13 protein-coding genes are annotated in these 14,103 nt (G+C 34.1%); 11 read left to right on the top strand and 2 right to left on the bottom strand.

From position 1 onward, the window contains the following. The first annotated feature begins 104 nt into the window (after positions 1-104). From ACQQ6V_RS05600 to ACQQ6V_RS05550, 11 genes are all read left to right on the top strand, one after another. On the top strand, positions 105-875 hold the full coding sequence (locus ACQQ6V_RS05600; RefSeq protein ID WP_448844571.1) for a DUF805 domain-containing protein: 771 nt from the start codon (positions 105-107) through the stop codon (positions 873-875). A gap of 11 nt (positions 876-886) precedes the next feature. Continuing rightward, complete coding sequence (locus ACQQ6V_RS05595) at positions 887-1,912, top strand: hypothetical protein (RefSeq protein ID WP_448844570.1); 1,026 nt, start codon at positions 887-889, stop codon at positions 1,910-1,912. A gap of 2 nt (positions 1,913-1,914) precedes the next feature. Then, a complete protein-coding gene (locus tag ACQQ6V_RS05590; protein ID WP_448844569.1) occupies positions 1,915-2,961 on the top strand; it encodes a hypothetical protein in 1,047 nt (348 codons plus the stop codon). 4 nt (positions 2,962-2,965) lie between these two features. Next, positions 2,966-4,660 (top strand): hypothetical protein, encoded by a 1,695-nt coding sequence (locus tag ACQQ6V_RS05585; RefSeq protein WP_448844568.1) that lies wholly within the window; start codon positions 2,966-2,968, stop codon positions 4,658-4,660. Then, positions 4,614-5,207 (top strand): retropepsin-like aspartic protease family protein, encoded by a 594-nt coding sequence (locus ACQQ6V_RS05580; RefSeq protein WP_448844567.1) that lies wholly within the window; start codon positions 4,614-4,616, stop codon positions 5,205-5,207. The genes ACQQ6V_RS05585 and ACQQ6V_RS05580 overlap by 47 nt, the downstream gene beginning before the upstream one ends. Position 5,208: 1 nt before the next feature. Beyond that, on the top strand, positions 5,209-5,670 hold the full coding sequence (locus tag ACQQ6V_RS05575; protein ID WP_448844566.1) for a DUF6804 family protein: 462 nt from the start codon (positions 5,209-5,211) through the stop codon (positions 5,668-5,670). After that, positions 5,661-6,209 carry a thermonuclease family protein gene (locus ACQQ6V_RS05570; protein ID WP_448844565.1) on the top strand — a complete coding sequence of 183 codons (549 nt, stop codon included), beginning with the start codon at positions 5,661-5,663 and terminating at the stop codon, positions 6,207-6,209. Before ACQQ6V_RS05575 ends, ACQQ6V_RS05570 begins: the two co-directional genes overlap by 10 nt. A 444-nt stretch (positions 6,210-6,653) precedes the next feature. Further along, positions 6,654-8,084 carry a TolC family protein gene (locus ACQQ6V_RS05565; RefSeq protein WP_448844564.1) on the top strand — a complete coding sequence of 477 codons (1,431 nt, stop codon included), beginning with the start codon at positions 6,654-6,656 and terminating at the stop codon, positions 8,082-8,084. Between the two features lie 12 nt (positions 8,085-8,096). Next, entirely contained in the window at positions 8,097-9,092 is a 996-nt protein-coding gene (locus ACQQ6V_RS05560; protein ID WP_448844563.1) for an HlyD family secretion protein, read from the top strand. A gap of 14 nt (positions 9,093-9,106) precedes the next feature. Continuing rightward, on the top strand, positions 9,107-10,273 hold the full coding sequence (locus tag ACQQ6V_RS05555; protein ID WP_448844562.1) for an ABC transporter permease: 1,167 nt from the start codon (positions 9,107-9,109) through the stop codon (positions 10,271-10,273). Next, a complete protein-coding gene (locus tag ACQQ6V_RS05550; protein ID WP_448844561.1) occupies positions 10,270-11,430 on the top strand; it encodes an ABC transporter permease in 1,161 nt (386 codons plus the stop codon). Before ACQQ6V_RS05555 ends, ACQQ6V_RS05550 begins: the two co-directional genes overlap by 4 nt. Here ACQQ6V_RS05550 and ACQQ6V_RS05545 read toward each other — a convergent pair. Together ACQQ6V_RS05545 and ACQQ6V_RS05540 are read right to left on the bottom strand one after the other, a co-directional pair. Further along, positions 11,417-12,166 (bottom strand): succinate dehydrogenase/fumarate reductase iron-sulfur subunit, encoded by a 750-nt coding sequence (locus ACQQ6V_RS05545; protein WP_448844560.1) that lies wholly within the window; start codon positions 12,164-12,166, stop codon positions 11,417-11,419. The genes ACQQ6V_RS05550 and ACQQ6V_RS05545 overlap by 14 nt on opposite strands. 11 nt (positions 12,167-12,177) lie before the next feature. Beyond that, positions 12,178-14,094 (bottom strand): fumarate reductase/succinate dehydrogenase flavoprotein subunit, encoded by a 1,917-nt coding sequence (locus tag ACQQ6V_RS05540; RefSeq protein WP_448844559.1) that lies wholly within the window; start codon positions 14,092-14,094, stop codon positions 12,178-12,180. Between the last annotated feature and the right edge of the window lie 9 nt (positions 14,095-14,103).

Genomic DNA, 14,103 nt, shown 5'->3' with positions numbered 1-14,103 from the left:
GAAGTAAAAAAACAGTCAATTTAACAAAGTTGATAAAAATATGGTTTTCCGTAAAAATAGAACTTTAAGTCGTCATAAATTTGGAGCCATTAAACTAGTTTTATATGTTTAGAAAACCATTTTCATTTACAGGAAGAATTAGAAGAACCGAATATTGGCTTAGCGTAGTATTGTATTTTGTTACCATATCAATAGTGAATGTATTAAAATATGAATTGGCTGGGAGTTCTGCTTTATCTCTTATTCCACTGTTCTGGTTTATTATAGCTCAGGGAGCAAAAAGATGTCACGATTTAGGTAGTAGTGGTTGGTATCAGATTATTCCGTTTTATGGTTTGTGGATGCTCTTTCAAGATGGCTACCGCGGCACCAACTTATATGGAGATGATCCGAAAAGATCAAACTTTATTCAAGAGATAAATATTAATAAATTACAGAAAAATATCGCATTTACAGATACTAAACCGCTAACACTGACTGTGCCTGATGGTAAGGAAGAGTACGAAAAAGCAATGACTTTTTATAATGGTACAAATGACATTGGAGAACAGTCTTTTTCAAAAGCAGTAGTTCATCTGAAAGAGGCAGTCGAAAAAGGATATCCACAAGCGAAAGAGGTTTTAGCTAATTGTTTTTATAATGGTGATGGTGTAGAACAGTCCTATATTGAGGCTGTTAGCTTATGGGAAGATCTTTCGAAGCAAGGTTTTGGAAACGCTCTTTACAATTTAGGATTGTGTTATTATCTAGGTAAGGGTGTCGAAAAAGATAACAATAAAGCTATAGAGTTTCTTCGGCAATCTTGTGAAAAATTCAATGATAAAGCTTGTACTCTTCTAAATAGAGTTAAAAAAGAAACAGAAAATATTTATTAAAATAATTGTATATGAAAATTAAAGCGACAGATTTATTTTTGGCTATTCTGGCATTAATGTTAATTGGTGTTAGTTTTTGGCAGACATGGCTCGGATTAAGTCAAATTTTTGGGGGAGCGTCATTTGTTATAGCATTAGTGCTATCTCTCCTATTACTTTTCTTGATATGGATGTTGCGCCAGGCTAAAATGGAAGGTAAAAGCTCTACAGGTCTAATATTAATGTACATTTTTATTGCTTCATTTTGCTTTATAGCGAACTTTAATGCACTATACACAAGGTTTATGAAGACTGAAATCTATTCTACTGAATTGAAAAAAGTTAATGATCAACTTAATTCTCTACAGGCTGATGTAGATAGTAGGTTAACATATAGTGTGGACTCAAAAACCAGACAAGAAATTTTGGGAGATACTAATCAGCTTATGATCCAAATCCAAGATCCGGCAAATTCTGGCATTGGTCCGGAGGCTAGGTCTATTATTGGTAGAATCGAAAAAAAATTAGGAAAAGCTGTTACTCCACTTACACCTGTTAACCAAACGACATCTGGCTACAGAGATCTTGCAGAAAGGATGGGGCAACAGATAGTTGATATGCTTGAGGTATTAAATCCGGATGAAAAAAAATTAAAGGTAGATTTAGATGCTGCAGTTCTAAACTGGAACAAAAAAACACAACAATTAATTGCACAATCTCCAGAGATAATAAATTCAACTGCGGTTGGGATGATTGATGAAATGGTTCTTGACTATAATAAACTTGGAAATAGAGCGGAAACAACTTTTGGATCTAATAAATATCATTTTGTACCCACAAAATCAACTGCACAAGAAGTAGGTAAGATTGGCTATGCTTTTCGACATGCAATAGATAACTTCGGAATGTACCAATTTGTCGTATTACTAGGATGTATCTTATTAGATTTTGGTATTATGATTATTGTTCTTTTAGTTACCGATAATGATAGTAATGGTCGTAAAAGAGATGAAAGTATTTTTGGTAACAAAACAAGAAGTAAAACTTTAATTGATTAATTATGAGTGATGATTTAAAACCGTTATCATTTAATGATGATAATTCAAATGATTATAAACGACTTTCATTTGGAAATAGAGAAGAATATGATGATTTGGAAAACTATAAAGAAAATCAGCCAACGCCTTTGCCATCAAGTATTACCGAGGATGAAGATTTGAAACCATTATCTGGTTTTAACCAAAGTGCTTCTTCTAGCATTCCTGTAGATAACTTTGTGCCACTAGAAGCGGGAATTAACGTTTCAGACATTAAAAATAGTAATAGTAATTATGTGTTTTTTTTTGGTACTGGCCAATCAGGAAAATCTGTCATTTTATCATCTATATTATATACTTTACGCACAAAATTTGGAGTAATCCGACCTCAAAAAAACACCCCAAACAGTAGAGAGGCAATGGTATTGCTTTCAGATTTTTTTGAAAATATACGTAAGGGTATTTTACCAACCAGAACCGTAAGAGATCAGGTTACCCGTATGGATTTGGTTTTTGAGCCTAATAATAAATCTAAAAAAGTAAATCCCATCAATGTAACCTTTTTAGAAGCATCTGGTGAAAATCATAATGAGATTAGGAGAGGTGGTGCTTATCATGGTAGTATTTCCCAGTACCTTAAAGCAGATATTCCTATTACTTTTATTTTAGTTACAGGATATGATGTTGCCCATGTAGAAGACACTCTATTAAATGAATTTCTTTATTTGCTAGAAAATGAAGGAAAAAATTTAAGGAAAATTAATTTGGTATTAGTTGTTTCCAAATGGGATAAATCCGGCAATCAGGAACCTAGTTCTGAAGATTTGGATTATTTCATCAAAGAAAGACTACCCATGACCTATCAATTTTTAGAAACAAACGGTTTGGCAAAAACATACTATACAGTTGGGCAGCTAGAGAATAGTAATGGTACAGATAAAATAACATCATTAAACTTGAATTCTGCAGAAATATTATCCAAATGGTTGTATAAAAGCATTTCTGGTACTAGTCTGGATTATGAAGGTGGATGGTGGGAACAGTTAAAATGGTCTTTGGGATTAAAATAATACAATGAAAGAAAATATTTCGTTAAGCATTTTTGGAACATTTGGTAATCCGAATGGTTTTACACAAACTATTGCAGGAGAAGTGAAAAGTATTAAAAAATATGATCTCAATCCAACGGCAATCCAACTTTTTGAATCTACGAAAGAATTGTATGCTGTGAGAAAAGAAATGGTTGGTAAGGATACAATTATTTCTTTTATTAAATATTCATACGCTTCTGAACAAGGCTCGTCAAGGGGAGGTACTTTTGTGGGCGCATCTGTTATCAATACTAACGGTATTGCGAATATTTCAGATATTGTAAAAGTGTTGGATAATCTTTTGGATAATCTTATATCTAATCCGAAAAATATAAAGGATCGTGTTATTATGGTAAAATCATCTAATGATTTTAGCGTAGATGTACCTGGTACATCTTTTCTCAAAGTAGAAGCCAATAGTATTACTGAAATTGATGCTTCGGAAAAAAAGAGAAATCTACTTGTTTACACATCTTTAAGTAATATTCAGCAAACCTTTATCAGATCATTAGAGTTACTCAACAATTATGATACTATCTACTTTACAGATGACGAACCTGTTGTTATATTCGTTCAGAAAAAAGGATTTTATGAATTAGTTCAGGAAGTTGGTGAAGTAAAACAATTAAGCGAAGTGATAAAGTCTTTCGAATCTGATAAAATAAAAATTCAAAAAGAACTTGCGGATAAATTACTTAAAGAACTTGATACATTAGAAAAAGATAAAGAATCTTTCTCTAAGAATCAAGAAGAAATAATTGATAAAAATAAAGAGATTCATAAAAAAAATGCTGAAAAAATTGAAGAATCAGTTAGAAATCTAACTTCGAGTAAAAGTTCATACGATAAACAGATTGTTGCTTTAAAAGAATTATACAATAAACTTAATACAAATACCTTAAAAATATCGGAACGAAAACAATTTGAAAATGAATTTGTTAAGGTAAAATCATTTTTTAATGATGAAAAAAAATCTTTTTCTAGGCCTTCACAATTATCATCTATTCAAGATAGAAAAATAACTGATAATTTGAGTAATAATATAACTGATAATTGGGAAAATATCTATCCTATTAGATCAAGTAAAGCGCGTAAAAACTCAGAAGGCTTTTCTCAAAAAGAAATCTTCGTCATTCTTGGTGCTATTTTGTTATTAGCCGTAGGTGGTTTTTTTGTATGGAATTTTTTCTTTAAAACTGAAAACCAAATTATAACAGTTTCTACAGAAAATGTTGTTAATAATGAGGAAACTAAAGTAGGAGACTCTCTTAATCATATAAAATTGATCCCAGAACCAACAGGTAACTTAAGTGAGTTGGAAACAGAAAAAACTATTGAGAGGCAGTTTTTGGAAAATAAACTTCCTATGCCTATTGACACTGTGGTTTCTCGACTTTACAAAGCAAACCCAACTGATATTGGCAAGCCGTATACTAATAATAAAAAAGAATATGGCGAATATCTTATACAAAAAAATCCTGGCAATTTTAACGATAAAAAAGAGATGACAAAAACAGACCATCTTCAGATTCCAATCTATCAAGAAAAAATTGTTCAAGAATTAAAACCTTCTTCACCCATTCCTATAGACAAAGACCAAGAAACCGACAAAAGAAATAAATCACAAACGAATGATAAGATTACTGATAAGCCTATTACCATTGATAATCTTAAATAGTTGCAAACATCCTGATGCTAAGTACCTTAGTAATAGCCAAAGTGAGGAAAAAAGCAATAATGATTTTTCTTCTACCTCTATAGAAAATATTCTGAATTCTGAAAATAATGATTCTATTACCATTAATAATGAAATTTCCGGTAATATTTCGGCAAAGAAGGAACAAAATGCCTTACCAATGGAAAGAAAGGATGGAGTAACGTATGTTTGGATTGAAGTAAACAGAATTCCACTGAAATTCATTTTTGACACAGGAGCAAGTTCTATTTTCATTTCTCCTGCTGAAGCATTAGTATTGGTAAAACAAGGGACTCTTGATGAAAATGATATTATTGGTAAGCAAAATTATCAGGATGCAACAGGCGGAATTTCGGAGGGTACTATTATTAATCTTAAAGAGGTTAAAATTGGAAATAAAGTTTTAAAAAACATCCAAGCAAGTGTATCAGATAACATTGATTCTCCTTTATTATTGGGGCAGTCTGCATTATCACGCTTTGGAAAAGTATCGATCGATTATAATAAAAACATAATCATTTTAGAATAGAATGGAAGACCAAGTGAAAAACTATATCAAAATAATATTGGCAGTAATTCTCCTTCTTTGTCTTTTAAAAATGCCTTATGGATATTATCAATTAGTACGTTTTCTAGCTTTAGTTGGGTTCTCATATTTAGCAATTGATGCTTACAGAAAAAAAAGAATGACCGAAGTTTTTGTTTTTGTTGCATTAGCAGTACTTTTTCAACCATTTCTAAAAATAGCATTAGGAAGAACCCTTTGGAATATCGTAGATGTAATGGTAGCCATTGGATTGTTGAGTGGTAAGGGAACAATAATAAAAACCGAAAGCCAGAATTCTGACGTGTACCTATGTGATAGTTCTGGAGGAAAAAAATACCATTACACATCACGCTGTCGTGGACTTTCTAATTGCCAGCATAAAATTGTTAAAGTTGCGATAAAGAAAGCAAAAGGAATGGGAAAAACACTGTGCGGATGGGAGTAAAAGTAGTTTTTAATTATGTGTTTTTTCTTTCTATTCTTATTGCTTGTGAACGACATAGACCCAATACTAACAGAAATACATCATCAGATAAAATATCTTTTGTAGAGAAGCCAGCACCTAAAAGTCAAGAAAAAAAAATTACTGCAAAAGTCATCAGAATAATAGATGGCGATACGATGGAAGTTTTATATGGAGAATTGCCCATTAAAATCCGATTAGCACATATTGATTGTCCAGAGAAAAGAGGCAAACAGCCGTTTGGTAATAAAGCAAAAGAAGCACTTTCAGAGTTGTGTTTTGGGCAGATTGTTCGATTGGAATGGAGTTCCAAAGATAGAAATGGAAGATATATTTCTGTAGTTTTTAATAATGCCGGACAAAATGTGAATCAAGAAATGGTGAAAAAAGGGATGGCATGGCACTATAAGAAATACTCCAGAGATGAGACTTACTCAGAATTGGAAATGAGTGCCCGCAAAAATAAAATAGGTCTTTGGCAAGACCCAAACCCGATTCCGCCATGGGATTGGAGAAAATGAAAATAATCTTTCAAATATCAATACTCTTAGTAATATTTCTTAGGGAGAATATACAATCATGTTAAAACTTACAAGAATTGATTAACTATTAGGATTAAAAAACTAATAGTATCAACTTGTTCATAGTAAGACCTTTTTTAAAACCAAATGGTAAAATGCTGTTTTTTTGAACGGAAAAAGATAGATCAGTAATTATGCTTTAGGCCTCTTTCTTCGCCTTATTAATAGCAATATAATATAGCAATAGAATTTATAGTGAATATATTGAAAAATGTTAAAAGACTGAGATGTCTTGGTGTCATTGTTGATTTTTTGTTATCTTTAAGAAAATGAAAAGTCATGCAGTTTTAATAATATTAGTCAAGGGTTATTTGTTTTTCATTTTAATTTATCAATATTTAATTATAATAATGTAATTGTTTTTTTTAGAAAATTTTAAGAATTATGAAATTCAGGAAAATTCTGTTTGTTTTATTTATATTTTTTTCTTCAAAAATCCTTTGTCAGCAGTATACATTAAAGCAATGTATAGAAAAAGGAAAATACAATAATACGGCTGTAAAGTTGGCAGAACAATCTCTGGAAACAAGGCAACAACTTTTACAATCCAGTAAAAATAACAATCTACCCAAAGTCGATTTTATAGGCGGTTATAATTACATCGGTGAGCCTATCCGAATCAATATGCAGCAAGTAAAAGACGGGATTGTTGACGGTTCTGCCAGCCAAAGTGCAAATTCTGCGAATGCTGTTTATCAACAAATTACCGGGAATCCACTGCCGCAACAGGTTCAGAATGTGATTTATCAGACTTCAAAAGATATCATCAGTGCTGTTTATCCCAATTATAATCCTGCCATTGCAAAGCAAAGTTATTTCTTGGCAGGAATTCTTGTTAGACAGCCAATTTATCTAGGTGGTAAACTTAATGCTGCAAAAGAACTAACCAAACAACAGGTTGAAAGTGGAAAAGCGAATTTGGAATCCTTCCAAGATCTCACGGCATATAACATTGCCTTGAATTATATTCAGGTGATGTATCTTAATTCAATGATTAGAAAGCAGGAAAAAATAGTAGAATCTCTAGAAAAAAATGAAAATTATGCTCAGAATCTTCTTAAAGCAGAAATCATCCCTCCATATTTGAAAAACTGGTCTAACATTACCAAGCTTCAAGGCGAAACCAATCTTAAAAATCTAAAACTCGAAAAAGAAAATACCCTTTTTACCTTGAAGGATTTAATGGGGATTTCTCTCGATGAGCCATTAGAAATCAATGAAGAACTAAACGAAAGTATTGAGGTTCCCAATTTTACTTCATCTGAAAAAAATACAGATTTAAAATTATTATTAAGTAAAAAGAAAGAGGCTGAGACCACCAATGACATTACTAAATCTTTGTCAAGACCTAACATTTTCGCAATAGGGAATTATCAGTTTTTCCGCAAAGACCTTCCGCTTATCACACCGCCTTGGCTGGTTGGGATAGAAATGCAATGGACAATTTTTGATCCAGAAAGAAAATCCAGAAATCTAGCATCCCAATCTTTGGTAAAAGAAGCCGATCTTCTTATCAATCAAAAACAAAAATCTTTGGATTTGGCAACCAAAATTTCTGAAAATAAATTATTGAGTTTCAAAGAACAGAATGAAACTTTTGATGCTGCTAGAAAGCAGACCTATACCACCACTGATATGGTAAGGAAAAGAATGGAAAACAGTCTGTCTTCGGTAAAAGATGTTAACGATGCTTTGCAGTTACAATATGAAACCGAAAAATTGTATTACACATCTTTAGTGGCTTACCAAACCGTAATTGCAACTTATTTTTATATCACAGGAAACATCGAAAATATTACCAATTATATTCCTTAAACTGATAACAATATGAAAAACTTTATAAAAAACTATTGGGCCGTTTTTATTCCGATTATTGTATTGGTTATTGCATTGATTTATCTTTTTCAAAATAAATCCTCAGAGAATAATAAAGAAACAGTCATAGGAATGGTAGATGCAGAATTTGTGGATGTTTCCGCATCTTTACCCGGAAGAGTGGTTGACATTTTGGTAAAAGAAGGCGACGAGGTAAAAGAAGGGCAGACTATAGCTCAGATGAAAACCTCTGAGATAGAAACCATCAAGGCTCAGGTTTCTGATGCTGTAACCATAGCACAGAATCAATTAGATAAAATAAATCGTGGTGTAGAGCCAGAAGTTTTGAAATCAGCAGAGAACCTTCAGCAAATTGCCAAACAGCAAATGGATTTAATGAATAAAACCTATTCTCGTTTTCAGACGCTGTATTCGGAAGGTGTAGTTTCCGGACAAGAAAGGGATGTGATTTATTTTAAATACAAAGCTGCTCAAAAGGAATTGGAAACCGCAAATCTGAATGTTCAGCTTTTGCAACGTGGCAATAATCAGGAAATTAAAAATTCTGCACAGGCTTTACTCAATCAAGCAAAAGGTGCCGACGAACTCGCGCAGGAGATTAAAGATAATGCATCCATAAAAGCACCCGCTGCAGGAAGAATTTCTACCGTAATTTCTAACAAAGGCGAGATGGTTAATGCTGGTTATCCAATGATGACGATTCAGAAGGATAATTCTTTTTTTGTTAAATTCAATATCCGTCAAAATCAAATGACTAAAATTGATAAAGGCAGTAAAGTGACAATGAAAATTCCTGGTTGTGTACCCGAAAATGTACAAGGAACTGTGGTAGAACTAGCACCTGCTTTAGGCTATGCAGATTGGGTTCCGGAAAAACAAAACGGCGAATTTGAACTGAGAACTTTTCAGATAAAAGTGAGACCAGAAAATGCCAATGCCATCAAAGGATTACGTTCTGGAATGACAGCGCAACTTATTTTCGATTAAAAGATTTTAAACCATTGAAAGCCATTAGCCAAATCATGATTAGAGAATGGAAACGGATTTTTTCGATTCCTAATTTTTATGTGGTTTTGTTGGTTATACCGCCTATCATTTTTCTTTTTTATGGATTGATTTATCAGAAACAATTTGCTAAAGAACTTCCGATGGCAGTTTGGGACGAAGACCAATCTTCAGTTTCCAGAACATTGACCGATATGATGGAGCATAACGAGTTTATTACATTTACGACAACTGCTAACAGTAATGCAGAAATTGAAAAACTGATGCAAGAAGGAAAAATCTTCGGTGCTATCCATTTTCCTAAAGATATGGAATCTGATGTTAAGAAAAACCATCAGTCTAACATCACGCTTTATACCAATGGCGCGTATCTAGTCCCTGCAAAAATGATTTATAAAGGTGCGGCAGAAGTTATTATTAAAGGTGGATTAGCGGTAGTTCTTCAAAAAGCAGAAAAACAGGGAATGCCCGCTGACAAAGCAAAGACATTGGTTCAGCCGATTAAACTGAATGCGACCACCCTGTATAATCCGGATTTTAATTATCAGCTGTATCTAACACCAGGTTTGATAACTGTTGGACTTCAGATGGCTCTTATTGTAGCATCAGTTTTAATTTTGAATCTGGAGTTTAAAAGAAATACAATTGATGAACTTTTACAGATTTCCACATCATCATCTCACATCATCATTGGGAAAATGTTAGCTCATCTCTGCATTTCGTGGATCCTTTTTGTATTAATTGCTTACCTTGTTTTCCCTATTTATGACTTGGGAAAACCGCAGACCGATTTTAATTTTTTCCTGATTTATACCTTGATGTCGTTGGCGTGTATAGGTATCGGAATGATGCTTTCTGCGATTTCTAATAATCTTCTTTTTGTGACAGATGTAGCCATGTTTTTTACTTCTCCGGCTTTCGTCTTCAGTGGCTTTACGTTTCCAAGATGGGCAATGCCTTGGTATGATCAGTTTTATGCTGATATAATGCCTTTTACTCACTTTTTGGATGGTTTTATTAAGCTGTATTTTATGGAGCTTCCGCTGTCTTATGCAACTTCAGAAATGATGAAACTATTGGTTTTCATTGGACTTACTTTCCCATTGAGTATATTATTTTTTCAGAAAAAAATCAATTTTCATTTAAAATCTAAACAGTTATGAAATTGATTTTTAATGTATTAAAAAGAGAAGTAAGGAATGTTTCAAAAGATTCCAGTTTATTTTTAATTTTGCTTTTAGCACCCATTCTTTATGCCTTTATTTACGGAAGTATTTACTTTAATAAAGGCGAAGAAAAAGTGAAGCTGGCATTGGTTGATAATGATGGGACAGCTATTTCCCGACTGCTCACGCAACAGTTTGATTCTACACCGATGATAGAGATTATCCCAAGTTCTAATCTTTCTGAAGCAAATGAGAAAATGTATGGTGGCGAGGTTCAAGGCTATTTTTATATTGAGTCGGGTTTCGAAAAGAATATTTTATCGCAGAAACAAGCGAACGTTAATGTGGTACTTAATGCTTCGAGATTTTTACCTTCGAGTGATTTGCTTAGTACAGTCAGCAAAGTTTGCTTAACGGTTGGAGCAGGCGTGAGAAAAACCTATTTTAATAAACAGGGTATGGGTGATGATGAAGCCATGAAAATGACTAATCCTATCAATATGGATTACCGCCCATTGTATAATTCTGGGATGACTTATGGCGATTTTCTGTTGCCTGGATTATTAGCAATTATCTTACAACAAACGCTTCTGATAGGTGTTGCTGCGGCTTTTGCATCAGAAAGAGAAGATAAAAAATTAAGCAATCTCTATGAAACTTCCAGAGGAAATATTTCGAAAATAGTGCTTGGGAAAACTTTATTTTATGGGATTGTGTTTATGATTTTCGGAGCCTTTTTTACGATCGTTAATTTTTCGGTTTTCGATGTAGATATGAGAGGGCATTATTTTGATTTAGCATTTATCTATGGCTTATTTGTCATCGCAATTACGACATTAGCGATGCTGATTGGCAGTTTTTTCAAAACCAAATTACTTGTTTTTCAAGTGTTGGTATTTTCGTCTTATCCTATTTTTTTAATTACAGGATATTCTATGCCTTATCAGGCTTTACCAAAGTTTGTACAACTATTGTCTGATACGTTACCAACTTCACCTTTTTTAAAAACTTACATTTCTATCGTACAATCCGGAGGGTCATTATCGGATAATCTAAACTCCGTTGTTCATTTGATTGTTCTGTGGTTGATTTTTGAACTTCTTTTGATTTTAAGAATAAAATATTTAATTAGTAATAATACTACTTCTTCCTAAAAAACAAAGCCCGACTGTATTCAAAATTCATTCTGGCAATATTGAGGACAGAAATACCTTGCGGACATTCTACTTCGCAGGCTTCTGTGTTGGAGCAGTGTCCAAAGTGTTCAGAATCCATCTGTTTTACCATATTCAGAACTCTTGTACTTCGTTCTTCTTTCCCTTGGGGAAGCAATACAAGATGTGATATTTTTGCTGATGTGAATAATGCAGCACTTCCGTTTTTACAGGTTGCTACACACGCTCCACAACCGATACAAGCGGCGGAATCAAAAGCTTCTTCTGCGGTCTGATGCGTAACGGCAATTGCAGTGGCATCGGGAGCTTGACCGGTATTAATAGAAACAAATCCACCGGAAGAAATAATTCTGTCGAAAGCAGAACGGTCAACTTTTAAATCTTTTTTTACGGGAAAAGCCTCTGCACGGAAGGGTTCAATAACAATCGTCTCGCCATCTGTAAAAGAGCGAAGATGGAGCTGGCAAGTGGTTGTATGTTCCAACGGACCGTGAGCCAAACCGTTTATCATCACACCACATTGCCCACAGATGCCTTCCCGACAGTCGTGATCGAATTCTACGGGTTCTTCGCCTTCCAAAATCAGTTTTTCATTCAGTGTGTCGAGCATTTCCAGAAAAGACATATGCGGATTAAGAGCTTTCAAATCATAATTCACAAGCTTTCCTTCGCTGTTTCGGCTCTTCTGTCTCCATATTTTAAGGTGTAAATCCATAGTTTCTGTTTTTATTTATAACTTCTTACAGTTGGCTGTATTTCTTCAAAAATTAAAGGTTCTTTAATGAGTTCTGGCTCGCTATTTTCGCCTTTCCAAGCCCAAGCCGAGATGAATTGAAATTCCGAATCATTTCTCAAAGCTTCACCATCCGGAGTTTGGTATTCTTCTCGAAAATGCGCGCCACAAGATTCATTTCTGGTTAAAGCATCGTAGCACATCAATTCTCCAATTTCAAAATAATCGGCTACGCGACCTGCTTTTTCTAGCTCCGAATTCATTTTGTCGGCTTCTCCGGAAACTTTTACATCTTTATAAAACTCATTTTTTAACTTTCGGATTTCTTTGATGGCGAATTTTAAACCTTCTTCATTTCGGGCTAAACCACAATAATCGTAAAGTAATTTACCTAAAGCTTTATGAAAATAATCAACGGTTTTTGTTCCATGAATGCTGATAAAACCTTCAATTTGTTGTTTAACTTGATTTTCTGCTTTCTCAAATTCAATGTTTTCGGTTGAAATTTTTCCGGTATGAATTTCATTCGATAAATAATTGGCAATCGTGTAAGGCGCAATAAAATAGCCATCTACAGAAGCTTGAAGTAAAGAATTTGCGCCCAGTCGATTGGCTCCGTGGTCAGCAAAATTAGCTTCACCTAGCGCAAATAATCCTGGAATTGTGGTCATTAATTCATAATCTACCCAAAGTCCGCCCATCGAAAAATGTGCAGAAGGAGAAATCATCATCGGTTCTTCATAAGCATTATAACCTGTGATTTTAAGATACATATCGAATAAATTGCCATATTTCTCCTGAATTTTTTCTTTTCCTTGTTCATTTATAGCTTTAGAAAAATCAAGATAAACGGCATTTTTCAAAGGACCAATTCCGAAACCGGCATCAATTCTTTCTTTAGCAGCTCTTGATGAAATATCTCTTGGGGCGAGATTTCCAAAAGCAGGATATCGTCTTTCCAGATAATAATCTCTTTCGTTCTCGGGAATGTCATTAGGTTTTCTGGTTTCATTTTCTTTGAGTGGAACCCAGATTCTGCCATCATTTCGTAAAGATTCTGACATCAAAGTTAATTTCGATTGATAATCTCCAGATTGTGGCAATGAAGTAGGATGCACCTGAATCCAGCTTGGAGAAGCCATCAACGCTCCTTTTTTGTGAGCTCGCCAAATCGCAGAACCATTGCAGCCCATCGCCAAAGTTGATAAATAATAAATTTTCCCATAACCGCCTGTTGCTAAAACAACAGCGTGAGCAGCGTGCCTTTCGATTTCTCCGGTGTCTAAATTTCTTACAATAATTCCTCTTGCTTTTCCGTCTATCATTACTAAATCGAGCATTTCGTGTCTCGAAAATAATTGAACACTTTTCTTACCAACCTGTCGCATCAAAGCTTGATAAGCTCCCAGAAGTAATTGCTGCCCAGTTTGTCCTCTTGCGTAAAAAGTTCTGCTAACCTGTACACCTCCGAAAGAACGGTTGTTCAAATAACCACCATATTCTCTTCCGAACGGAACGCCTTGTGCAACCGCCTGATCGATGAGATTTAGAGAACATTCTGCCATTCTGTAAACATTGGCTTCACGCGCACGGAAATCTCCGCCTTTCAGGGTATCTACAAACATTCTGTAAATGCTGTCGCCATCATTTTTATAGTTTTTAGCAGCATTTACACCACCTTGTGCAGCCACGGAATGCGCTCTTCTGGGACTGTCTTGAAAGCAAAATGACTTTACATTATAACCCATTTCGCCCAAAGATGCAGCGATAGAACTTCCTGCCAAACCTGTCCCAACAACGATAATATCAAGTTTTTTCCGATTGGCAGGATTAACCAATTTGGCTGTTTTCTTATAGTTTTCCCATTTTTTTTCTAATGGACCCTCAGGTATTTTTGAATTTAAAATCATAGTTTCTCA

This window comes from Chryseobacterium electrogenes, from assembly GCF_053553015.1.
The sequence above is the reverse complement of the archived record's forward strand: the minus strand, read 5'-3'. Positions and strand labels throughout refer to the sequence as shown.